Origin of the sequence: Pseudomonas sp. NFACC10-1 (assembly GCF_900119195.1) — a bacterium.
Classification (GTDB): domain Bacteria; phylum Pseudomonadota; class Gammaproteobacteria; order Pseudomonadales; family Pseudomonadaceae; genus Aquipseudomonas; species Aquipseudomonas cerasi.
The window spans coordinates 570794-592020 of record NZ_FPJB01000004.1 but is presented as its reverse complement, the minus strand read 5'-3'; the positions used below and the strand labels follow the sequence as shown (position 1 = coordinate 592020).

Annotated in this window: 21 protein-coding genes and 1 tRNA gene; 13 read left to right on the top strand and 9 right to left on the bottom strand. The window is 59.5% G+C overall.

The window, feature by feature from the left end:
- The first annotated feature begins 15 nt into the window (after window positions 1-15).
- From lolA to cysG, 5 genes are read left to right on the top strand one after another with little or no spacing between them, the layout of a single operon-like run.
- Complete coding sequence (lolA, locus tag BT119_RS14900; protein WP_003371767.1) at window positions 16-639, top strand: outer membrane lipoprotein periplasmic chaperone LolA; 624 nt, start codon at window positions 16-18, stop codon at window positions 637-639.
- An 18-nt stretch (window positions 640-657) separates the two neighbouring features.
- Window positions 658-1980 carry a replication-associated recombination protein A gene (locus BT119_RS14895; protein ID WP_003405078.1) on the top strand — a complete coding sequence of 441 codons (1323 nt, stop codon included), beginning with the start codon at window positions 658-660 and terminating at the stop codon, window positions 1978-1980.
- A complete protein-coding gene (gene crcB / locus BT119_RS14890; RefSeq protein ID WP_003317947.1) occupies window positions 1980-2354 on the top strand; it encodes a fluoride efflux transporter CrcB in 375 nt (124 codons plus the stop codon). The genes BT119_RS14895 and crcB overlap by 1 nt, the downstream gene beginning before the upstream one ends.
- A gap of 16 nt (window positions 2355-2370) precedes the next feature.
- Window positions 2371-3651: a serine--tRNA ligase gene (gene serS, locus BT119_RS14885; protein WP_003436002.1), complete on the top strand. Its 1281-nt coding sequence runs from the start codon at window positions 2371-2373 to the stop codon at window positions 3649-3651.
- A complete protein-coding gene (gene cysG / locus BT119_RS14880; protein ID WP_003436001.1) occupies window positions 3652-5046 on the top strand; it encodes a siroheme synthase CysG in 1395 nt (464 codons plus the stop codon).
- Between the two features lie 50 nt (window positions 5047-5096).
- Here the strand turns inward: cysG and BT119_RS14875 are convergent, their stop codons facing one another.
- From BT119_RS14875 to tusD, 6 genes are all read right to left on the bottom strand, one after another.
- Entirely contained in the window at window positions 5097-6095 is a 999-nt protein-coding gene (locus BT119_RS14875; protein ID WP_072366208.1) for a glutathione S-transferase family protein, read from the bottom strand.
- 96 nt (window positions 6096-6191) lie between these two features.
- On the bottom strand, window positions 6192-7193 hold the full coding sequence (locus BT119_RS14870; protein ID WP_058417281.1) for a glycosyl transferase family protein: 1002 nt from the start codon (window positions 7191-7193) through the stop codon (window positions 6192-6194).
- Window positions 7190-7525, bottom strand: a complete 336-nt coding sequence (locus BT119_RS14865) for a TusE/DsrC/DsvC family sulfur relay protein (RefSeq protein ID WP_003317943.1) — start codon at window positions 7523-7525, stop codon at window positions 7190-7192. The genes BT119_RS14870 and BT119_RS14865 overlap by 4 nt, the downstream gene beginning before the upstream one ends.
- Window positions 7522-7821, bottom strand: a complete 300-nt coding sequence (gene tusB / locus BT119_RS14860) for a sulfurtransferase complex subunit TusB (RefSeq protein ID WP_003371784.1) — start codon at window positions 7819-7821, stop codon at window positions 7522-7524. The genes BT119_RS14865 and tusB overlap by 4 nt, the downstream gene beginning before the upstream one ends.
- Window positions 7821-8183: a sulfurtransferase complex subunit TusC gene (tusC, locus tag BT119_RS14855; protein ID WP_072366206.1), complete on the bottom strand. Its 363-nt coding sequence runs from the start codon at window positions 8181-8183 to the stop codon at window positions 7821-7823. Before tusC ends, tusB begins: the two co-directional genes overlap by 1 nt.
- Before the next feature lies 1 nt (window position 8184).
- Window positions 8185-8577, bottom strand: a complete 393-nt coding sequence (gene tusD, locus BT119_RS14850) for a sulfurtransferase complex subunit TusD (RefSeq protein ID WP_003371788.1) — start codon at window positions 8575-8577, stop codon at window positions 8185-8187.
- A gap of 234 nt (window positions 8578-8811) precedes the next feature.
- Here tusD and BT119_RS14845 point away from each other — a divergent pair, with 234 nt between their 5' ends.
- Both BT119_RS14845 and BT119_RS14840 read left to right on the top strand, forming a co-directional pair.
- Window positions 8812-10113: an MFS transporter gene (locus BT119_RS14845; protein ID WP_003435999.1), complete on the top strand. Its 1302-nt coding sequence runs from the start codon at window positions 8812-8814 to the stop codon at window positions 10111-10113.
- A gap of 15 nt (window positions 10114-10128) precedes the next feature.
- Window positions 10129-10908: a substrate-binding domain-containing protein gene (locus BT119_RS14840; RefSeq protein ID WP_003371792.1), complete on the top strand. Its 780-nt coding sequence runs from the start codon at window positions 10129-10131 to the stop codon at window positions 10906-10908.
- Here the strand turns inward: BT119_RS14840 and BT119_RS14835 are convergent.
- On the bottom strand, window positions 10894-11802 hold the full coding sequence (locus BT119_RS14835) for a LysR family transcriptional regulator (protein ID WP_044308814.1): 909 nt from the start codon (window positions 11800-11802) through the stop codon (window positions 10894-10896). The two genes, BT119_RS14840 and BT119_RS14835, sit on opposite strands and share 15 nt — an antisense overlap.
- Before the next feature lie 143 nt (window positions 11803-11945).
- Window positions 11946-12033 (bottom strand) — tRNA-Ser (locus tag BT119_RS14830).
- 121 nt (window positions 12034-12154) lie between these two features.
- Between BT119_RS14830 and BT119_RS14825 the strand changes: the two genes are divergently transcribed.
- The 6 genes from BT119_RS14825 to BT119_RS14800 all read left to right on the top strand — a co-directional run bounded on the left by BT119_RS14825 (window position 12155) and on the right by BT119_RS14800 (window position 19739).
- Window positions 12155-12826 (top strand): Bax inhibitor-1/YccA family protein, encoded by a 672-nt coding sequence (locus tag BT119_RS14825; RefSeq protein WP_003317937.1) that lies wholly within the window; start codon window positions 12155-12157, stop codon window positions 12824-12826.
- Between the two features lie 479 nt (window positions 12827-13305).
- Entirely contained in the window at window positions 13306-14736 is a 1431-nt protein-coding gene (locus BT119_RS14820; protein WP_003435995.1) for a serralysin family metalloprotease, read from the top strand.
- Window positions 14737-14792: 56 nt separating this feature from the next.
- Window positions 14793-15176 (top strand): protease inhibitor Inh/omp19 family protein, encoded by a 384-nt coding sequence (locus BT119_RS14815; RefSeq protein ID WP_003435993.1) that lies wholly within the window; start codon window positions 14793-14795, stop codon window positions 15174-15176.
- Between the two features lie 81 nt (window positions 15177-15257).
- Window positions 15258-17054, top strand: coding sequence for a type I secretion system permease/ATPase (locus BT119_RS14810; protein ID WP_054081081.1), 1797 nt, complete (start codon window positions 15258-15260; stop codon window positions 17052-17054).
- Window positions 17051-18388, top strand: a complete 1338-nt coding sequence (locus BT119_RS14805) for an HlyD family type I secretion periplasmic adaptor subunit (protein ID WP_003435991.1) — start codon at window positions 17051-17053, stop codon at window positions 18386-18388. Before BT119_RS14810 ends, BT119_RS14805 begins: the two co-directional genes overlap by 4 nt.
- A gap of 1 nt (window position 18389) precedes the next feature.
- The gene (locus tag BT119_RS14800; protein WP_054081080.1) at window positions 18390-19739 is read left to right on the top strand and encodes a TolC family outer membrane protein; all 1350 of its coding nucleotides are present in this window, start codon (window positions 18390-18392) and stop codon (window positions 19737-19739) included.
- Here the strand turns inward: BT119_RS14800 and solA are convergent, their stop codons facing one another.
- A complete protein-coding gene (gene solA, locus BT119_RS14795) occupies window positions 19740-20906 on the bottom strand; it encodes an N-methyl-L-tryptophan oxidase (RefSeq protein ID WP_072366204.1) in 1167 nt (388 codons plus the stop codon).
- Between the last annotated feature and the right edge of the window lie 321 nt (window positions 20907-21227).

The window sequence follows — 21227 nt, the reverse complement described above, 5'->3', positions numbered from 1 at the left end:
TCAAAGAGGAATCCAATGCGCCTTATCCGCATGCTGTTGGCCACCGCACTGACCTTCTCCATGATCCCCGCCCATGCCGACAGCAAAGACGTGGCGCGCCTGACTCAGTTGCTGGAGAAATCCCAGACCCTGACCGCTCGTTTCTCGCAACTGACGCTGGACGGTGGCGGTACTCAGTTGCAGGAAACCACCGGCGAAATGGCCCTGCAACGCCCAGGCCTGTTCAACTGGCATACCGATGCGCCACAGGAGCAGTTGATGGTCTCGGACGGCAAGAAAGTCTCGCTGTGGGACCCTGATCTGGAGCAGGTCACGATCAAGAAGCTCGACCAGCGTCTGACCCAGACTCCAGCCTTGCTGTTGTCCGGTGATGTGTCGAAGATCAGCGAAAGCTTCGACATCACCGCGAAAGAGGCGGGTGGCGTGATCGATTTCGTGCTCAAGCCCAAGACCAAGGACACGCTGTTCGACAGTCTGCGCCTGTCGTTTCGCAACGGTATCATCAACGACATGCAGTTGATCGATAGCGTGGGTCAGCGCACCAATATCCTGTTCACCGGGGTCAAGGCCAACGAGTCGATCGCAGCCAGCAAGTTTCAGTTTCAGATTCCCAAGGGCGCTGATGTCATTCAAGAATAAAAGGGCCGATTTCTGACCATGGATCTGTTCAGCCGCGAACCGATAGCTCAGCCTCTGGCTGCACGTTTGCGTGCTACCAACCTGGATGAATATGTCGGTCAGGAACATGTGCTTGCCCACGGCAAGCCGCTGCGTGAGGCGCTGGAGCAGGGCGCACTGCACTCGATGATTTTCTGGGGCCCGCCCGGCGTCGGTAAAACCACCCTGGCGAAGCTGCTGGCCAAAGTGTCGGACGCGCACTTCGAGACGGTTTCGGCAGTGCTCGCCGGGGTCAAGGAAATCCGCCAGGCCGTCGAAGTCGCCCGTCAACAGGCCGGACAGTACGGCAAGCGCACTATCCTGTTCGTCGACGAAGTGCACCGCTTCAACAAGTCACAGCAGGATGCCTTCCTGCCTTACGTCGAGGACGGCACGCTGATCTTTATCGGCGCGACCACCGAAAACCCGTCGTTCGAACTCAACAACGCCCTGTTGTCCCGGGCGCGTGTCTACGTGCTCAAAAGCCTGGACGAGGCGGCGCTGCGCAAGCTGGTCAACCGTGCCCTGACCGAAGAGCGCGGGCTGGGCAAGCGGCAGCTGACCCTGAGCGATGAGGGGTTTGCGATTCTGATGTCCGCCGCCGATGGCGACGGTCGGCGCATGCTCAACCTGCTGGAGAACGCCTCGGATCTGGCCGAAGACGGCAGCGAAATCGATGTCGGGCTGCTGCAGAGCCTGTTGGGTGACAGTCGACGCCGCTTCGACAAGGGCGGCGAGGCGTTCTACGACCAGATATCGGCGCTGCACAAGTCGATTCGCGGTTCCAATCCCGATGCGGCCCTGTACTGGTTTGCGCGGATGATCGACGGCGGCTGTGATCCGCTGTATCTGGCGCGCCGCGTGGTGCGCATGGCCAGTGAAGACATCGGTAATGCCGATCCTCGTGCGCTGCCGTTGTGCATGTCCGCCTGGGATGTACAGGAGCGCCTCGGCAGTCCCGAGGGCGAACTGGCGGTCGCGCAGGCCATTGTCTATCTCGCCTGCGCGCCGAAAAGCAACGCGGTCTACATGGCGTTCAAGGCGGCCATGCGTGAAGCGGGCGAGCACGGTTCGCTGGAGGTTCCGCTGCACTTGCGCAATGCGCCTACCAAGCTGATGAAGCAGCTCGGTTACGGTGAAGAATATCGCTATGCCCATGACGAGCCCGATGCTTATGCGGCTGGCGAAGACTACTTTCCAGACGAGCTGGAGCCACGGCAGTATTACCAGCCTGTACCTCGCGGTCTGGAACTCAAGATCGGCGAAAAGCTCAGGCATCTGAACGCATTGGACGATGCCAGCCCTCGTAAGCGGAGAAAGTGATGATTCAGACTATTCTTGCGGTGTCGATTGCCGGGATCGCTGGTACATTATTGCGCTTTGCGACTGGCACCTGGGTCAGCGCCAACTGGCCACGTTATTTTTACGCGGCGACGCTGGCGGTCAACATCGTCGGGTGCCTGATCATAGGTGTACTGTACGGACTGTTCCTGCTGCGTCCGGAAGTGCCCATCGAAATTCGTGCCGGCTTGCTTGTCGGCTTTGTAGGCGGTCTGACGACCTTTTCATCCTTTTCACTGGATACGCTGCGCCTGCTGGAAAGCGGGCAGGTACCGCTGGCCCTCGGCTATGCCGGTATCAGCGTATTCGGCGGGCTGCTCGCAACCTGGGCTGGCCTGTCCCTGACCAGACTTTGATAGACGAGAGAACGATATGCTCGATTCCAAACTGTTACGTACTCAACTTCAGGACGTAGCGGATCGCCTGGCTTCCCGTGGTTTCACACTGGATGTGGCGCGCATTGAATCGCTGGAAGCCCAGCGCAAGGTAGTGCAGACCCGCACCGAACAGCTGCAGGCCGAGCGCAATGCACGTTCCAAATCCATTGGTCAGGCCAAGCAGCGCGGCGAAGATATTGCGCCGTTGATGGCTGATGTCGAGCGCATGGGCAACGAGCTGAGCGAAGGCAAGGTCGAGCTGGACGGCATTCAGGCCGAGCTGGATGCGCTGGTGCTGAGCATCCCGAACCTGCCTCACGAATCCGTGCCGGTCGGTGCCGACGAAGAGGGCAACGTCGAAGTGCGTCGCTGGGGTACGCCGACGCATTTTGATTTCGAGGTCAAGGATCACGTTGCGCTGGGCGAGAAGTTCGGCTGGCTGGATTTCGAGACTGCCGCCAAGCTGTCCGGCGCGCGCTTTGCGCTGCTGCGTGGCCCGATCGCGCGTCTGCACCGTGCCCTGGCACAGTTCATGATCAATCTGCACATCAACGAGCACGGCTACGAAGAGACCTACACGCCGTATCTGGTGCAGGCTCCAGCGTTGCAGGGCACAGGTCAGTTGCCCAAGTTCGAGGAAGACCTGTTCAAGATCTCCCGCGAAGGCGAAGCCGATCTGTACCTGATCCCGACTGCCGAAGTATCGCTGACCAATATCGTGTCGGGTGAAATTCTCGATGCCAAACAGCTGCCTCTCAAGTTTGTTGCCCACACCCCTTGCTTCCGTAGTGAAGCGGGCGCGTCCGGGCGTGATACCCGCGGCATGATTCGCCAGCACCAGTTCGACAAGGTCGAGATGGTCCAGATCGTTGCGCCTGACGACTCCATGGCCGCACTCGAGTCGCTGACCGGCAACGCCGAACGCGTGCTGCAACTGCTTGAACTGCCTTATCGCACGCTGGCGCTGTGCACCGGCGATATGGGTTTCAGTGCGGTGAAGACCTACGACCTGGAAGTCTGGATTCCGAGCCAGGACAAATATCGCGAAATCTCTTCCTGCTCCAACTGCGGTGATTTCCAGGCGCGTCGCATGCAGGCTCGCTGGCGCAACCCGGAAACCGGCAAGCCGGAGCTGGTCCACACCCTCAACGGGTCGGGCCTGGCGGTAGGTCGCACACTGGTGGCAGTGCTGGAGAACTATCAGCAGGCGGACGGTTCGATTCGTGTGCCTGAGGTGCTCAAGCCGTACATGGGCGGCCTTGAGGTCATCGGTTAAATGGAATTTCTGCCGCTGTTCCATAACCTGCGTGGCAGCCGGGTGCTGGTGGTTGGCGGCGGTGAAATTGCCCTGCGCAAATCACGCCTGATTGCCGACGCCGGTGCAGTGCTGCGCGTGGTTGCGCCGGAAGTCGAGGCACAACTGAGCGAACTGGTTGTCCAGAGCGGCGGTGAGATGATCCTGCGCGGATACAGCGAATGCGACCTCGATGGTTGCGTGCTGATCATTGCGGCGACGGACGATGAGCCGCTCAATGCTCAGGTGTCCCGCGATGCCCGCTTGCGTTGCGTTCCGGTCAACGTAGTCGACGCCCCGGCGTTGTGTACGGTGATCTTCCCGGCCATCGTCGACCGCTCGCCGCTGGTGATCGCCGTGTCCAGTGGCGGCGATGCGCCGGTGCTGGCCCGTTTGATTCGCGCCAAGCTGGAAACCTGGATTCCCTCCAGCTACGGGCAGCTCGCCGGACTGGCTGCGCGCTTTCGCAATCAGGTCAAAGGCCTGTTTCCGAATGTGCAGCAGCGCCGAGCGTTCTGGGAGGATGTTTTTCAGGGCGCCATTGCCGACCGCCAGCTGGCCGGGCAGGGTGCTGAAGCCGAACGTATGCTGATCGCCAAGATTGCCGGCGAGCCGCCTTCTGAGACCGGTGAGGTCTATCTGGTGGGTGCGGGTCCCGGTGATCCGGATTTGCTGACTTTTCGCGCCTTGCGCCTGATGCAGCAGGCGGATGTGGTGCTGTATGACCGCCTGGTCGCGCCAACGATTCTTGACCTGTGCCGTCGTGATGCCGAGCGTGTTTACGTTGGCAAACGCCGTGCGGAGCATGCCGTTCCGCAGGAGCAGATCAACCAGCAACTCGTGGCACTGGCAAAACAGGGCAAGCGAGTGGTGCGTCTGAAGGGCGGGGATCCGTTTATCTTCGGCCGTGGCGGCGAGGAAATCGAAGAGCTGGCGGCGCATGGCATTCCGTTTCAGGTGGTGCCTGGCATCACCGCTGCCAGCGGTTGCGCGGCGTATGCGGGTATACCGTTGACGCACCGTGATCATGCGCAATCGGTGCGCTTCATCACCGGGCACTTGAAAAACGGTACGACAGATCTGCCTTGGTCAGACCTGGTAGCGCCTGCGCAAACACTGGTGTTTTACATGGGGCTGATCGGTTTGCCGGTTATCTGTGAGCAATTGATCCGGCACGGTCGCTCTGCCGACACGCCTGCTGCGCTGGTTGAGCAGGGCACCACCGTCAATCAGCGTGTGTTCACGGGTACCTTGGCAAACTTGCCGCAACTGGTCGCCGAGCATGATGTTCATGCGCCGACGCTGGTGATCATTGGTGAGGTGGTCAAATTGCGTGAAAAGCTGGCGTGGTTCGAGGGCGCTCAGGCGACTCTCTGATGCCATTGGTGGGTAGCCCGTCCGGGCTATCCACCACTTCTCCGGCTACTTCAGTTGCTCCATACACCTTCACCGGAAAGTCGTTCACGATCGTGATCTGCCTGCAGATCGAGTGCTGGCCCCTTCGGTATGATGCCGGTCGGGTTGATGGTGCGATGGCTCCCGTAGTAATGCCCTTTGATGTGCTCGAAACTCACTGTCTCTGCGATTCCCGGCCACTGATACAGCTCGCGTAGCCAGTTGCTGAGATTGGGGTAGTCCGCGATGCACCGCAGGTTGCATTTGAAGTGGCTGTAATACACCGAATCGAAGCGCACGATGGTGGTGAACAGGCGTATGTCGGCTTCAGTGAGGTGTTTGCCTGTCAGGTAGCGCTTTTCGCCGAGCAGGTTTTCCAGCACGTCCAGTTCAGCGAACACATCGTCGAAGGCCTCCTCATACGCGCCCTGCGAGGTGGCGAAACCAGCCCGGTACACGCCGTTGTTGACCTTCGGGTAGATCTGCTCGTTGAGTTCGTCAATGCTCGCGCGTAACGCTTGCGGGTAGAAATCCAGCGTATTGCCGGTCAGCTCGTCGAATGCGGAGTTGAACATGCGGATGATTTCCGCAGATTCGTTGCTGACGATGCATTGCTGCTGCTTGTCCCACAGCACCGGAACGGTGACGCGGCCGGTGTATCGAGGGTCGTCGGCGGTGTAGCGCTGGTGAAGGAACTGCAGGTCATCCAGTGCATCGCCGCTGGAGCCTTTCTGCTGATCGAAGGTCCAGCCGTTTTCCAGCATCAGCCAACTGACCACCGAAACATCGATCAGGCTTTCCAGGCCCTTGAGCTTGCGCAAAATAAGCGTGCGGTGTGCCCACGGGCAAGCCAGAGACACGTACAGGTGATAGCGGCCCGCCTGCGCAGCAAACCCGCCTGCACCTGACGGTCCCGGCTGTCCATCGGGGGTGACCCAACTGCGTCGCTGAGCATTTTCGCGCTGAAATGCGCCATCTTTGCTGCTTTTGTACCACTGGTCTTGCCAGTGTCCTCCGACCAGAAGGCCCATGTCTGACTCCCATTTCCAGGTTATAGAGCTTGGAGGTCAGCGCAGGTGCATCGGTTCGACTGGATTATGGCCTTTCATTGTCGAAAGGCCGACGGGTCATAGATTCGTGTCGCGGCGATCCCAGAATACCTGCGCTTTGGCGAAGGCTTCGTCACGATCAGCGCCCAGGCCGCGCAAGGCGAGCGCCATGGTCGATATCAATGCCAATTGCGGGTAACTGTCTTCGATCTCTCCTCGCCACAAGGCCAGCAGTTGCTGCGGGTCGAGCGTCGCCGGTTTTACGTGGCGGCGCGGTGAGAGCGCTGGCCATTCTTCATCCCACGGCTGACCGCCGGTGGTGCCGTACAGGTGGCTGATGGTGTCAGGGTTGATCTCGATTTCGCCGCCATCACCTTTGACCACGATGGCGTTGTCACCGAGCAGGCTGCTGGCATCGCGATGCACGCTTTGATAGCCCGGGTGAAAAATGCTTTGCAGGCCGCAGCGCGCCTGCAGCGGATTAAGAATGCGTGCCAGCGAATGAATGGGCGAGCGTAGCCCCAGCGTGTTGCGCAGATCGATCATGCGCTGCAACTGCGGTGCCCAGTCGGCGAGCGGAATGAACGCCAGATGTTCTTGCTCAAGCGAGGTCTTGACCGCTGACCAGTTGCGGCACAGCGGGATCTTCAATAGGTCCAGCAACTGCTCGGTGTACAGACGCCCTGCGGTATGCGCGCCGCCGCCGTGCAGGAGGATCCTGACGCCGTTTTGCGCCAGGCATTTGGCTGCCAGCAGATACCAGGGCAGATGACGTTTTTTCCCGGCGTAGGTCGGCCAGTCGATGTCGACCTGCATGGCGGGAGCGTTGAGACGCTCACGCACCGCTTCGGTAAACCCCGCCAGTTCCTCGGGACTTTCTTCCTTGTGGCGCAGCAGCATCAGAAAAGCCCCGAGCTGGGTGTCCTCGACTTTTTCATCGAGCAGCATGCCCATGGCTTCCCGTGCTTCCTCGCGAGTCAGGTTGCGCGCGCCACGTTTGCCTTTGCCCAGAATGCGAACGAAGGTCGCAAAAGGATGTTCTTCAGGTGTTTCAGTGACAAGCGCAGCGTAATCATTCATATGCAATTGGTCGGTTTTGGCAGGCCCGCCAGCTTGGCGGCGAGTTTGGCGGGAGTGCCGTTGAACAGGCGGTTGAGGTGCATGCTGTTGCCTTTTTCCGCACCCAGCTTCAGCGCGGTGTATTTGATCAGCGGCCGCGTCGCGGGCGAAAGCTGGAACTCGGCGTAAAAGCCGCGCAGCAGTTCGAGGATTTCAAGGTGCTCGGCACTCAGCTCGATACCTTCCTCGGCGGACAGGGCGTGGGCGACGTCCAGCGACCAGTCGCTGAGGTCTTGCAGAAAACCATCCTTGTCCAGTTCGATGCTGCGCCCGTCAATGTTCAACTGTTTCATAACCAGGTATTGACCTTGTCGAAGCGCAACGACAGTTCCACGAACGCCGGGTAATCGATGCTGCTGACTCCGGCAGGGAGGGGCAGATTGCGTGCGCTGATGTCTTCGTCGAGGGCGAACAGTTGCGATGAGTCGACCAACGACTGAAGGGCTTTGAGTGGCGTGCTGGACGGCATCAGCGCATAGGTGGCATCGCCACAGAGCAGTACGCCATCGTCCTTGCCCAGCAAGCGCAGGCAACTGTCCAGCCGGGTGTCGGCAAACGGCGAGTGAGAGAGAACGTGCAAAGTAGCCATCAGATTGTGATCACCTCGTCGTACCGATCAAAAAGCGCTGACAATTCCGCGCGCGTAGTCAATTGGCTCATCTCTTCGCTCAATACGCCAGGAGAGATGCCGCGCTCGGCCAGGCTCTGCCCGCAGACGTAAAGGTCGTCGACACCGAACATCGGCAGGGCCTTCAGGTTTGCGGTCAGGTCTTTCTGTTGCAGGGCGTCGGGCGACTGCTGTGGCGACAACTGAAAAACCCCGTCGTCCAGAAACAGCAGGCCTACCGACAGATCGAATGCCCCGCCCGCCAGTACGATATCCAGTGCTTCGCGGGCACCTGGACCGGACCACGGCGACTGACGGCTGACAACCAATAGTGATCTGGGCATCTCATGGCCCTCCGAAGCAGATCAGGCGATCAGCCGATTGCACGGCATCGTGCAACTGGCCCAGCCCGGACAATTCCCATGGCTCGCGCAGGTTTGCCGCCGGCCGCTGATAACGCTCGGCCTCTTGCGTGTCGAGCACACCGCGACGCAACGCGGCGGCAATGCACACCACGCCGTCCAGCTTGTGCTCGACGATGAAGTCACGCCACTGCAGTGCCATATCCTGCTCGTCCTGCGGCGTTACGACGTTGGCCGACGCGCTGTGTACGCCGTCTTGGTAAAAGAACAACCGGACAATTTCATGCCCGCCTGCCAGCACCGCCCTGGCGAACTGCAAGGCTCGCCGAGAGGAGGGCGCGTGGGCGGCGGAAAAAAGGGAGATGGCGAATTTCATGATCGGCTCTGCCAACAAAACATGCGCAATGATAAAGAATTCAAGGGCTGGCGTGTGAGTTTGGCGCGGGTCGACCTGCAAGTGCTAGGTCGGGGTACAACTGTTTGAGTTTCGATTGATGTTTGTCGGGCATCAATCGATGAAAACATAGCACTTATCGTTTCAAAGTGTGTCCGGCAGACTCCTTCCTCACAAGCGCTTACAACACTCTAATAAGATCGCTGGAGAACATTGATGCACGGCTCATCCTCATTACGAAAAGAATCCTCCCGGTCGAAGGCAGGCGCGGTATTTCGGGTTACCTCCGGTAATTTCCTCGAGCAATTCGACTTCTTCCTGTTCGGCTTCTACGCCACCCAGATCGCCTCCGCCTTTTTCCCGGCCAGCAGTGAGTTTGCTTCGCTGATGATGACCTTCGCGGTCTTTGGTGCGGGCTTCCTGATGCGTCCGTTGGGTGCCGTGATTCTGGGCGCTTACATCGATGACGTCGGCCGGCGCAAAGGCTTGATTGTGACGCTGTCGATCATGGCCAGCGGCACGCTGCTGATCGTTCTGGTGCCCGGTTACGCGAGCATCGGCCTGTGGGCGCCTGCCCTGGTATTGGTCGGCCGCTTGCTGCAGGGCTTCTCTGCCGGTGCCGAGTTGGGTGGCGTGTCAGTGTATCTGGCGGAGATGGCGACACCCGGCCGCAAGGGCTTCTATACCAGCTGGCAGTCAGGTAGCCAGCAGGTGGCAATCGTTGTTGCCGCTGCACTGGGTTACGGCTTGAACCAATGGATGGCACCTGCTGCTGTCGCTGACTGGGGCTGGAGAATTCCGTTCGCCATCGGCTGCCTGATCATCCCGTTCATTTTCCTGCTGCGCCGCAGCCTGCAGGAAACCGAAGAGTTCGCCACACGTGCTCACCGGCCGACCATGCGACAGGTGTTCGCGACGCTGCTGCAAAACTGGCGCGTGGTGATTGCCGGAATGCTGATGGTGGCGATGACCACTACCACGTTTTACCTGATCACCATCTATGCACCGACATTCGGCAAAACCGTACTCAATCTGAGTACCTCCGATGCGCTGCTGGTGACGTTGCTGGTCGGTGTCTCCAATTTTATCTGGCTGCCGGTCGGCGGCATGTTGAGCGACCGTTTCGGGCGCAAGCCACTGTTGGTCGCGATGACGCTGCTGACCATCATCAGTGCTTACCCGGCGCTGTCTTTCCTCGCCCTGGCGCCCAGCTTCGCTCATATGCTGGAAGTGCTGTTGTGGTTCTCGTTCCTCTACGGGTTGTATAACGGCGCGATGATTCCAGCGTTGACGGAAATCATGCCGGTAGAGGTGCGTGTTGCCGGTTTTTCTCTGGCCTACAGCCTGGCGACGGCGGTTTTCGGTGGTTTCACTCCGGCGATCTCGACCTGGTTGATCCACCTCACCGGCGACAAGGCTGCACCTGCTTACTGGATGACGTTCGCTGCAGCCTGTGCGCTGGGTGCCACACTGGTGCTCTACCGGCACATCTCGACCCGCCCGCAACTGGCTGTTTAATCAAGGAAAATCACTATGAAATCGTTATACAAAACTCAATTGGCCGCGCTGTTTCTCGGCTGTATCGCGGTCAGTGCGGCGGCGCAGGCTGAACAGCTCAAGGTCATGACCTCCGGCGGCTTTACGGCTGCGTACAAACTGCTCGGACCGCAATACGCGGCGTCTTCCGGGGACTCGCTGGACACCATTCTCGGCCCATCGATGGGCAAGGCGCCCGAGGCCATTCCGAATCGTCTGGCCCGTGGCGAGCACGCCGATGTGGTGATCATGGTCGGCTATGCGCTGGATGATCTGATCAAGCAAGGCAAGGTAGACCCGGCATCGCGGGTCGAACTGGCTGACTCGCGGATCGGAATGGTGGTGAAAGAGGGCGCGGCCAAGCCTGCGATTGGCACCGACAGTGAGCTCAAGGCGACCTTGCTCAAGGCCAAGTCGGTGGCTTACTCCGACAGCGCCAGTGGCGTGTACATCGAAAAAGAGCTTTTCAAAAAGCTCGGTATCGAGAAGGAACTCGCGCCGAAGGGCAAGATGATCGAGCGCATCCCGGTTGCTTCGGTGGTTGCCAAGGGCGACTACGAAGTGGGCTTTCAACAGGTTGCCGAGCTGCTGCCGATTCCCGGCGTGACGTTCGTGGCGAAGATCCCGGAAGACGTTCAGTCGGTCACCCGTTATGCCGCGGGCATCCCGGTCAATGCCGAGCACCCGAAGGAGGCGAAGGCCTTGCTGGATTACCTGGCCTCCCCGAAAGTCCAGGCCACGGTGCAGTCTACCGGGCTGGATTCAGTTCCCCGCTGAGCGTGACGGCATTTTCCTGACCAGCTGTTCCAGCTCGAGGGCTGCCGGTGTCAAGGTCCTGCCACGACGCTTGAGCAGCCCCACATTGCGCATCACCTCGGGCGCAACCAATGGCACGCTCACCAGAAACGGGTGAGCGGTCATCGGCATGGCAATCGACGGCACCGCAGCCACGCCAAGCCCGGCCTCCACCAGGCCGATCATGGTCGTGACATGGCGGGTTTCGCAGATGCTTTCCTTATGCGGGCGCGACGGTGCCAGCGCCTGATCCAGCACCAGACGATTACCTGAAGTGATGTCCAGGGCGATGTAATCGTGGCGGTACATCTCCTCCCAACTGACGCTTTCGCACATTGCCAGCGGGTGATCCCGTCTGCAGGCCATCACGTAGCGTTCCTGCAGCAGCAGTTCGAAATCCACTTCCGGCGCCAGATTGCCGCTGAAACTCACCCCGAAATCGGCTTCGCCCAAGGCAACCGCACTGTTGACCTCATTGGCGCTGGCGTCCATGACCCGAATTCTGATTTTCGGAAACAGCTGGTGGAAGGCGCTGATCACCTGAGGCATGAAGTAATAGGCGGCTGAAGGCACGCAGGCAATCGTCACGCTGCCCATTCGCGTGGAGCCGACGCCGTCGATGGTCATCAATGCGCTGTCCAGATCGTCCAGAATGCGCTCGACCTGAGGCAGAAATGCGCGGCCAACCGTGGTCAGGCTGACCCTGCGGGTGGTCCGCTCGAACAGCTTCACATTCAGCGCAGATTCGAGCTTTTCTATCCGCCGACTGAGCGCAGGCTGGGTGATCTGTACGGTTTCAGCGGCCTTGCGGAAGCTGCCATTCTCGACCACGGCACGAAATGCCTGGAGGTCGTTGAGGTCGAAATTGATGGGCATTGCGTAACCAGGATGATTGATTCGGTCTGGACATCAATATATCAGGTTGCGCACGTCAGCTCGCAAGGCGGGGAGGCGGGAGGGTTTCGTTGGCACCAGAAACGACAAAGCCCTGAATAATCAGGGCTTTGCGCTGCCAAATATGGCGGAGGCATAGAGATTCGAACTCTAGGACCTGTTACAGTCGGCAGTTTTCAAGACTGCTGCCTTAAACCACTCGGCCATACCTCCACTTCGTTGCGGGCGCCATAATACCGGAATGAAACAAGCTGTCAAACTCTGTGACTAGCCAGTTGCAGCGCCTCTGTTATGATCTTTGCAACTCAACATTTCAACAGCAAGGAGTTTCGCCATGCGCGAACAGGATTACAGCCTTAAAACCGGCATGCAGGCCGACCAGCTCGAGGTTAGTCGTGTCCTGCGCAATACTTACGGTCTTCTCGCCCTGACACTGGCTTTCAGTGGTGTCATGGCATTCGTCGCTCAGCAGATGCGCGTCGGCTACCCGAACATTTTTGTGGTGCTGATCGGCTTCTACGGTCTGTTCTTCCTGACCAACAAGCTGCGTGATTCGGTCTGGGGCCTGGTGTCGACCTTCGCCCTGACAGGTTTCATGGGCTTCCTGCTGGGCCCGATCCTCAACCGTTACCTGGGCATGGCCGGTGGTGCTGAAGTGGTCAGCTCCGCCTTTGCGATGACGGCTCTGGTATTCGGCGGCCTGTCAGCCTACGTACTGATTACCCGCAAGGACATGAGTTTCCTGGGTGGTTTCATCACCGCAGGTTTCTTCGTTCTGCTGGGTGCGGTAGTGGCCGGCATGTTCTTCCAGATCAGCGGTCTGCAGCTGGCTATCAGCGCGGGCTTCGTACTGTTCTCGTCGGTGTGCATTCTGTTCCAGACCAGCGCGATCATTCAGGGTGGTGAGCGTAACTACATCATGGCGACGGTCAGCCTGTATGTATCGATCTACAACCTGTTCATCAGCCTGCTGCAGATCTTCGGCATCATGAGCCGCGACGACTGATCAACAAGGCCTGACTACTAAGGCCGCTCTGCTTGAAAAAAGCCCCGACTCGTCGGGGCTTTTTGCGTTTCTGAGGTACGCAAAAGTGTCAGCCTTGGCCAATGATAATGCTGGCGAAAGTGCCGTTCCCTGCAATTGGCTGGCGAGGGTAACGACCCCATGGCATTCGTGCTCCGTCAGCACCGTAAAATCCTGACCTATCAGTCATATTTATCAACCTTGTTACAGTCTACTCAGGCGTTTATCGGCTATCTCGTCATCACAAAAAATAATATCAGGCGATTCCCCAATGGCTGTAGGTGCTTGCCCATTTGGGGCCACTTGACATCATCGAACAGCGCTGGACACAAGATTTCAAGATGTGTCAGTTTTGTTACGCAACGCGATTTTACGCTTCGCAAAGCGAGTGACTGGACTCTCTCGCTACAGGGGAGAGTCCTGTCGTACCTAACCTGTCACACAGCAAACAAGGAAGTGTCATGACGAAAGTCAAAGAAAATGCTGCAATCCAACTTTCCGCTGCTACCAGCACCTCTTTCGACCAGATCAATGCGTTCGCGCACCAGTATGACCGTGGCGGCAACCTCACGATCAATGGCAAGCCCTCGTATTCGGTCGATCAGGCCGCTGATTATATTCTTCGCGACAACGCCGCCTGGACGGATCGCGATGGCAACGGCACCATCAACCTCACTTACACGTTCCTGACGGCCAAGCCTGCCGGGTTCGACAATTCGCTGGGGACTTTCAGTGCGTTCAACGCGCAGCAGAAAGCACAGGCGGTATTGTCGATGCAATCCTGGGCAGACGTCGCCAAGGTCAGCTTTACCCAGGCGGCTTCCGGCGGCGACGGGCATATGACCTTCGGTAACTACAGCAACGGCAGCGCGGGCGGGGCAGCCTTTGCCTACCTGCCCAGCGGCAACAGCCGCACTGACGGCCAGTCCTGGTACCTTGTCGATAACAGCTACAAGGTCAACACCACCCCGGACAATGGCAACTACGGCCGTCAGACCCTCACTCATGAAATCGGCCATACCCTGGGCCTGTCTCACCCGGGTGACTACAACGCAGGCGAGGGCAATCCGAGCTACAAGGACGCCACTTACGCAGAAGACACCCGTGGCTACAGCGTCATGAGTTACTGGAGTGAGTCCAACACTGACCAGAACTTCGTCAAGGGCGGCGCTCCGTCGTACTCTTCGGCACCGTTGCTGGATGACATCACTGCCGTTCAGCAGCTCTATGGGGCGAACATGAGCACCCGTGCCGGTGATACGGTCTATGGGTTCAACTCCACTGCCGGGCGCGATTTCTACAGCGCCACGTCCGCCTCTTCCAAGGTGGTGTTCTCGGTGTGGGATGGCGGGGGCAAGGATACCCTCGACTTCTCCGGCTTCACCCAGAACCAGAAGATCAACCTCAATGCCGCGTCGTTCTCGGATGTCGGTGGCATGGTGGGCAACGTTTCGATCGCCAAGGGTGTGGTGGTTGAAAACGCGGTGGGCGGTTCGGGCAATGACCTGTTGATCGGCAATGCTGCCGCCAACGACCTCAAGGGTGGTGCCGGCAACGACATCATCTACGGTGGTGGCGGCGCCGACAGCCTGACCGGTGGTGCGGGTGCCGACATCTTCGTGTTTGGCGCCAGCTCCGACTCCAACCGTGCGGGCCAGGATACGATTCGTGATTTCGTCAGCGGTCAGGACAAGATCGACGTATCGGCCATCTCTACGCTGAGCGCGCTGCAGTTCGTCAACGCATTCAGCGGCCACGCTGGCGAGGCGATCCTCAACTATAACCAGAGCAGCAATCTGGGCAGTCTGGCGATCGACTTCACCGGACAGGGCTTGGGGGACTTCCTCGTGGGGACCGTTGGTCAAGCGTTGGCTACTGATATCGTGGTTTAATCTGTAACAATCATGGACGACCCTGCGGTCGTCCATGATCTGGAAAGTACCCCTTCATGAAGATCAAACACGTTTTTCGAATCGTGCCGGCCGCCTTTGCGTTGCTGGCGGGTATTTCTGGAGCAAGCATGGCCATGAGTTTGAAACTGCCCGATCCTGCTGAACTCAGCGGCAAATGGCGACTTTCTCTTCAGGGAAAGACGAACGAAGTCTGTGAATTGCACCTCAATATCGATGTACCAAAACTGACGGGCGATCTCGCCTGCGCAGTGAAGTGGTTGCACGAAGCACCCACTGGCTGGTTCCCGACTCCGGATGGCCTGGCGTTCACCGACAAGGAAGGCAATCGCCTGATTCACCTCAATAACATGGGGGAGCAGATCTATCAGGCGAGTCTGCCCGACGGTGAGGTGCTGGTCCTTGGACGGCTCGCCGATTAAGCGTTTCATGGATATGCGCGAGTTGTTTGTCAAAACCCAGGGATGTCACTCCGTCACAGGCAAGACCATCAAGGAACAACCATGAGTGCGTTGCCCCAAAGCGCCCGGCCGCCGCTTTATAAAGCGCTGGCTGATTACAAGAGCGCGTTGATTGGTGTCGGTTGCTTTACCGCCCTGATCAACGTGCTGATGCTCGCCCCATCGATTTACATGCTGCAAGTCTATGACCGCGTACTGACGTCGCAGAACCAGACCACCCTGGCCATGCTGACGCTGATGGTAGTCGGGTTCTTTGCGTTTATCGGCTTGCTGGAGATGATCCGCAGCTTTGTGGTGATCCGCATCGGCAGCGAGCTGGAAAAGCGTTTCAATCTGCGCGTCTATCAGGCCGCGTTCGAGAGCAATCTGCACGCCGGGCAGCGTCAGGCCGGACAGGCGCTGGGTGACCTGACCTTCATCCGCCAGTTTCTCACCGGGCCGGCGTTGTTCGCGTTCTTCGACGCCCCTTGGTTCCCCATCTACCTGGCGGTGATCTTCCTTTTCGATCCCTGGCTTGGCGTGCTCGCCAGCGTGGGCACGGTGTTGCTGGTCGGACTGGCCTGCCTCAACGAATGGCTGACCCGCAAACCGCTGGCCGAAGCCAGCGGTTACTCGCAGCAGTCCGCACAATTGGCGACCCGACACCTGCAACAGGCCGAGGCGATCCAGGCGATGGGCATGCTCGAAGTGTTGCGGCGCCGCTGGTTCCATGTGCATGGGCGCTTTCTGGCCCTGCAAAACCGGGCCAGTGACACTGGCGCGGTGATCAGTTCGATCAGCAAGGCCCTGCGTCTGTGTCTGCAGTCGCTGGTGCTGGGCTTGGGCGCATTGCTGGTGATAAACGGAGACATGACCGCCGGCATGATGATCGCCGGTTCGATCCTCATGGGGCGGGTCCTCAGCCCCATCGATCAATTGATCGCCGTCTGGAAACAATGGAGTTCTGCACGCCTGGCTTACGGGCGCCTCGACCAGTTGCTCAAGACCTACGCCGAGCCCGCGCCGCGCATGCCACTGCCGGCACCGCGCGGTCAGATCAGCGCGGAACAGGTCAGTGCTGCGCCTCCCGGCAAAACGTCGCCGACCATTCAACAAGTGAGCTTCCAGTTGCAGGCCGGTGAAGTGCTCGGTGTGCTGGGCGCATCCGGCTCCGGCAAATCGACCCTGGCACGCGTGTTGGTCGGTGTCTGGCCAGTGCTGGGCGGAACGGTACGTCTTGATGGTGCTGACATGCATCGCTGGGACCGAGAGGCGCTGGGCCCCTACATCGGTTATCTGCCGCAGGACATCGAGCTGTTCGGCGGCAGCGTGGCAGAAAACATCGCGCGTTTTCGCGAGGGTGATGCGAGCGCTGTGGTTGCTGCCGCGCAACTGGCGGGCGTACACGAATTGATTTTGCGCCTGCCGCAGGGCTATGACACGCGGCTGGGCGATGATGGCGCTGGCTTGTCCGGAGGTCAGAAACAGCGCGTCGCGCTGGCCCGCGCGTTGTATGGCGATCCACGACTGGTGGTGCTCGATGAGCCCAATTCCAATCTGGATGCCGCAGGTGAAGCGGCGCTGACTCAGGCGATTGCTGAACTCAAGACCCGCGGCTGCACCGTTGTGCTCGTCACCCACCGCACACAGTCTCTGAACCAGACCGATCGTCTGCTGGTGCTGAGCGAAGGTCGCATGCAGGCATTCGGCGCCACGGCTCAGGTGTTGCAGGCCTTGTCCGGGCAGACCTCACCCGCGCAAGCACCGCAAGCACACCCCCAATCGCAATCTCGCCCGGCACCTGCCGGGCTTTCCATGAGCCGTCAGTACGGCACGCAGAACAGGCAGTCCGACGTATGAACAGCCCTATCGACAGTCATTACGCCGTGCCGGGCAAGGAGCGCGGCGTGCAGTTCTTCGTTCGCGCGGGCTGGATTCTCATGCTGGCAGGGGCGGGCAGCTTCTTTTTGTGGGCCAGTCTCGCTCCTCTGGATCAGGGTATTGCCGTGCAGGGGACGGTAGTTGTTTCTGGCAAGCGCAAGGCCGTGCAGTCGCTGGATGGCGGTGTGGTCAGCAAAATTCTGGTCAGTGAAGGCCAATTGGTGAAAGAGGGCGAGCCGCTGTTTCGCCTTGATCAGACTCAGGTCGAAGCCGACGTGCAATCGCTGCGAGCCCAGTATCGAATGGCCTGGGCCAGCCTGGCGCGCTGGCAAAGCGAGCGCGACAACCTTGACGAGGTGCGCTTTCCTGCAGAACTGATTGCCGCCGGGCAGGGGCAAGATCCCGACCCACGGCTGGCGCTGGTGCTTGAAGGGCAGCGGCAGTTGTTCAGCAGCCGACGCCAGGCCCTGGCGCGCGAGCAATCCGGCTTGCAGGCGAGTATCGAGGGTGCCGGACTGCAGCTCGCCGGCATGCGCCGTGCCCGCTCGGACTTGCTGGCTCAGGCTGATTCGCTACGCAAGCAACTGAGTAACCTGGAGCCGCTGGCGCAGAACGGGTTCATTCCCGGCAATCGCTTGCTGGAGTTCCAGCGTCAGCTTTCTCAGGTGCAACAGAGCCTGGCGCAAAACGCAGGCGAAACCGGACGTATAGAGCAAGGTATCGTCGAGTCGCGCCTGCGCCTTCAGCAGCAGCGCGAGGAGTACCAGAAAGAGGTGCGCAGCCAATGGGCCGATGCCCAGGTCAAGGCGCTTACCCTTGAGCAGCAACTGGCCTCGGCCGGTTTCAGTCTGCAACACAGCGCAATCCTTGCGCCGGCTGATGGCATCGCCGTCAATCTGGGCGTGCACACCGAAGGTGCTGTGGTGCGTGCCGGTGAAACCCTGCTGGAAATCGTCCCGCAGGGTACACGTCTGGAAGTCGAAGGGCGGCTGCCGGTGCAACTGATCGACAAGGTCGCCAGCCATCTGCCGGTCGACATCCTCTTTACTGCATTCAATCAAAGCCGCACTCCACGGGTTTCCGGCGAAGTGAGCCTGATTTCCGCCGACCAGATGCAGGATGAAAAAACCGGCCAGCCGTATTACGTGCTGCGCACCTCGGTGGGCGACGCGGCGCTGGAAAAACTCAACGGGCTGGTGATCAAACCCGGTATGCCCGCTGAAATGTTCGTGCGCACGGGTGAACGCTCGCTGCTCAATTATCTGTTCAAACCTTTGCTGGACCGTGCCGGCTCCGCGTTGACGGAGGAATAGGATGTTTCGCCATCCCCTTAAAGCCGCTTTGCTGACGGCCATCCTGCTGGGCATTGCACCTTTGAGCCAGGCCATGGGCCCGTTTCAGGTCTATGAACTGGCGCTTCGCAATGACCCGGTTTATCTGGGCGCACTCAAGGAGCGCGACGCAGGCCTGGAAAACCGGGTGATCGGTCGTGCCGGCTTGTTACCTCGCGTTTCATACAGCTACAACAAGGGTCGCAACGATTCCAAGGCGACCCTCAAAGGCAGCGCTCAAGACACCACTGACCATCGCCACTACAACAGTTTTGGTTCGAGCCTGACGGTTCAGCAGCCATTGATCGATTACGAGGCGTACGCCAATTACCGCAAGGGGCTGGCCCAGGCGCTGTTTGCCGACGAGACCTTTCGCAGCAAGAGCCAGGAATTACTGGTGCGGGTGTTGACCCTCTACACCCAGGCACTCTTCGCCCAGGACCAGATCAATATCGCGCGTGCCAAGCAGCAGGCGTTCGAACGCCAGTTCGCGCAGAACCGACAGATGTTCGAGCAGGGAGAGGGCACGCGCACCGATATCCTCGAAGCCGAATCGCGCAACGAACTGGCGATTGCCGAGCAGATCGAAGCCAGCGATGAGCAGGACGCGGCCTTGCGCGAGCTTGCCGCGTTGCTGGGCGAGCCGAGTATCGATGTTACGCAACTGGACCCGTTGAGGGACAGCTTTCAGGCGTTGGTCCTGGCGCCGTCCAGCTTTACCGAGTGGCATGCGCTGGCGATGGCCAACAGCCCGATTCTGGCTTCGCAACGTCAGTCCCTGGAAGTGGCGCGATACGAGGTGGAGCGCAATCGCGCGGGGCATCTGCCGACGGTGAATGCTTACGCAAGTATCCGTCAGAATGAATCGGACAGCGGCAACACCTACAATCAGCGTTACGACACCAACACGATAGGCATCGAGCTCAGTCTTCCGCTGTACGCCGGAGGTGGCACCAGTGCCTCGGTGCGCCAGGCCAACAGCAAGCGCGAGCAGGCTGAATACGAGCTGGAGGGCAAGACCCGCGAAACCCTGATCGAGCTGCGTCGCCAGTTCAACGCCTGTGCGTCAGGGGTGGGCAAGTTGCGCGCCTACCAGAAGGCGCTGATCTCGGCGCAGGCACTGGTCGAGTCGACCCGCCAGAGCATTCTGGGTGGCGAGCGCATCAGCCTGGATGCCCTCAACGCCGAGCAGCAGCTCTACAGTACCCGTCGCGATCTGGCAAAAGCCCGTTACGACTATTTGATGGCCTGGATCAAACTGCATTACTACGCGGGCACCTTGCGTGACACCGATCTGGCGCGCATCGACGAGGCGTTCGTGGTGGCGCGCTGATCAAGCCTGCCTGGCGAAGCGTTGTAATGAAAAGGCCGAGAGATCCATATCGCTCTCGCCATCAATACAGCGTTGCGCCAGCGCCAGTCCGAGCCCGGCCGAATGCTTGAAGCCGTGGCCGGAACAGGCCGAGACCACCGTCACATTTTTCAGGTGCGGATGTTCATCGATGATGAAGTGGCAGTCCGGCGTGACCGTGTAAGCGCACACCGAAGACTTGACCACCTTTGGCGTCAGTCCCGCTATCCTGCCCTGCACCTGGGTGCGGAACATTTCCTGTTCTTCCCGCGCGGAGATGGTACGGTCCAGCTGGTCCGCCGCTGACGTCTCGCTGTATTGCTCGGTGGCGACCTTCATGCTGTTTTCACCGGGCAGCGGCGGGAAGCCGTAGTTGACATCGGCGTCGCCCGGCCCGTGACTCAGGATGAAGCTTGGCGACCGCGCAGCAAAGGCAGCCTCGTGCTGCAACTCGAACCAGAACAGCTTTTGCCGGCACACCCGCAGCAGGTCGCTGAACGGTGCGCCGAGCAGCCCGGATGACCACATGCCCGCGCTGACCACGACCTTGTCGGCGATGATCGAGCCCTTGTCGGTGGTGATTCGTACCTGATCGCCATGCGCCTGTAAGTGCGTGACCGTTTCATGGGTCAGCAAACGCGCGCCATGTTGCCTTGCCAGCTTGAGCTGTACGGCGATGCAGCGCTCGGGCCGAACGAATCCGCCTTCGGGTTCGAAATAGCCGATAGCGCTGTCCAGTACAGGAGCGAACTGAGGGAAGCGCTCGCGAATCGCTGCGGCCGCCAGTACCTCGTGCTTCACCCCATAAGTACGGGCCAGCGCGATGGTCTGATGGGTGAAGTCGTTGACGTCCTCGGGATCGTAGGCCGGGCTTGAGGTCATCACCAGCACACCGCATTGCTCGAACAGCGATTCGCCGCTCAATGCTTCAAGTTCGCGCCAGATGCGCTGCGAGCTGCGTACCAAGGGCAGGTATTGCGGACCTTCACCGGCTGACAGCCGCGTGATGCGTGTATCGCCGTGACTGGAGCCTTGTGTGTGCGGACGGTCGATGCCAATCACATCGACTCCGGCCTTTGCCAGCTGATAGGCAGTGGCTGCACCCATGGCACCCAGGCCGAGTACGGCCACTTTACAACGCTGTTGCATAGGGGAGCCTCGATAAATGGTCTATCTCACTATGGACAGCCTGTCGAATCAACCGCCAAACGTGCATAAGGTTATGTCAGGCGACCTCGTGGGCCATTACAGATGCCATCACACCGGGATTGCAGGCACCCGTCAAAAATTTACGCTTGCACTGCTCAGGGTTTTTAAGGTCCGAAATCGATGAAAAGTTGTCCACGGAAATCGTGGGTATGTCTGTGGGTAACTTTTTGAAACCCTTGTTACACGTGGCTTACAGCTGTGTGGTTATTTTATGAACAGCCCATGTTTTGCACTTCTATGGTGCTGTCGTCCGGGTACAAA

Bases quoted from the DNA above. Each gene is read 5' to 3' on its own strand.
- lolA (WP_003371767.1), top strand. From the start codon at position 16: ATGCGCCTTATCCGCATGCTGTTGGCCACCGCACTGACCTTCTCCATG.
- BT119_RS14895 (WP_003405078.1), top strand. From the start codon at position 658: ATGGATCTGTTCAGCCGCGAACCGATAGCTCAGCCTCTGGCTGCACGT.
- crcB (WP_003317947.1), top strand. From the start codon at position 1,980: ATGATTCAGACTATTCTTGCGGTGTCGATTGCCGGGATCGCTGGTACA.
- serS (WP_003436002.1), top strand. From the start codon at position 2,371: ATGCTCGATTCCAAACTGTTACGTACTCAACTTCAGGACGTAGCGGAT.
- cysG (WP_003436001.1), top strand. From the start codon at position 3,652: ATGGAATTTCTGCCGCTGTTCCATAACCTGCGTGGCAGCCGGGTGCTG.
- BT119_RS14875 (WP_072366208.1), bottom strand. From the start codon at position 6,095: ATGGGCCTTCTGGTCGGAGGACACTGGCAAGACCAGTGGTACAAAAGC.
- BT119_RS14870 (WP_058417281.1), bottom strand. From the start codon at position 7,193: ATGAATGATTACGCTGCGCTTGTCACTGAAACACCTGAAGAACATCCT.
- BT119_RS14865 (WP_003317943.1), bottom strand. From the start codon at position 7,525: ATGAAACAGTTGAACATTGACGGGCGCAGCATCGAACTGGACAAGGAT.
- tusB (WP_003371784.1), bottom strand. From the start codon at position 7,821: ATGGCTACTTTGCACGTTCTCTCTCACTCGCCGTTTGCCGACACCCGG.
- tusC (WP_072366206.1), bottom strand. From the start codon at position 8,183: ATGCCCAGATCACTATTGGTTGTCAGCCGTCAGTCGCCGTGGTCCGGT.
- tusD (WP_003371788.1), bottom strand. From the start codon at position 8,577: ATGAAATTCGCCATCTCCCTTTTTTCCGCCGCCCACGCGCCCTCCTCT.
- BT119_RS14845 (WP_003435999.1), top strand. From the start codon at position 8,812: ATGCACGGCTCATCCTCATTACGAAAAGAATCCTCCCGGTCGAAGGCA.
- BT119_RS14840 (WP_003371792.1), top strand. From the start codon at position 10,129: ATGAAATCGTTATACAAAACTCAATTGGCCGCGCTGTTTCTCGGCTGT.
- BT119_RS14835 (WP_044308814.1), bottom strand. From the start codon at position 11,802: ATGCCCATCAATTTCGACCTCAACGACCTCCAGGCATTTCGTGCCGTG.
- BT119_RS14825 (WP_003317937.1), top strand. From the start codon at position 12,155: ATGCGCGAACAGGATTACAGCCTTAAAACCGGCATGCAGGCCGACCAG.
- BT119_RS14820 (WP_003435995.1), top strand. From the start codon at position 13,306: ATGACGAAAGTCAAAGAAAATGCTGCAATCCAACTTTCCGCTGCTACC.
- BT119_RS14815 (WP_003435993.1), top strand. From the start codon at position 14,793: ATGAAGATCAAACACGTTTTTCGAATCGTGCCGGCCGCCTTTGCGTTG.
- BT119_RS14810 (WP_054081081.1), top strand. From the start codon at position 15,258: ATGAGTGCGTTGCCCCAAAGCGCCCGGCCGCCGCTTTATAAAGCGCTG.
- BT119_RS14805 (WP_003435991.1), top strand. From the start codon at position 17,051: ATGAACAGCCCTATCGACAGTCATTACGCCGTGCCGGGCAAGGAGCGC.
- BT119_RS14800 (WP_054081080.1), top strand. From the start codon at position 18,390: ATGTTTCGCCATCCCCTTAAAGCCGCTTTGCTGACGGCCATCCTGCTG.
- solA (WP_072366204.1), bottom strand. From the start codon at position 20,906: ATGCAACAGCGTTGTAAAGTGGCCGTACTCGGCCTGGGTGCCATGGGT.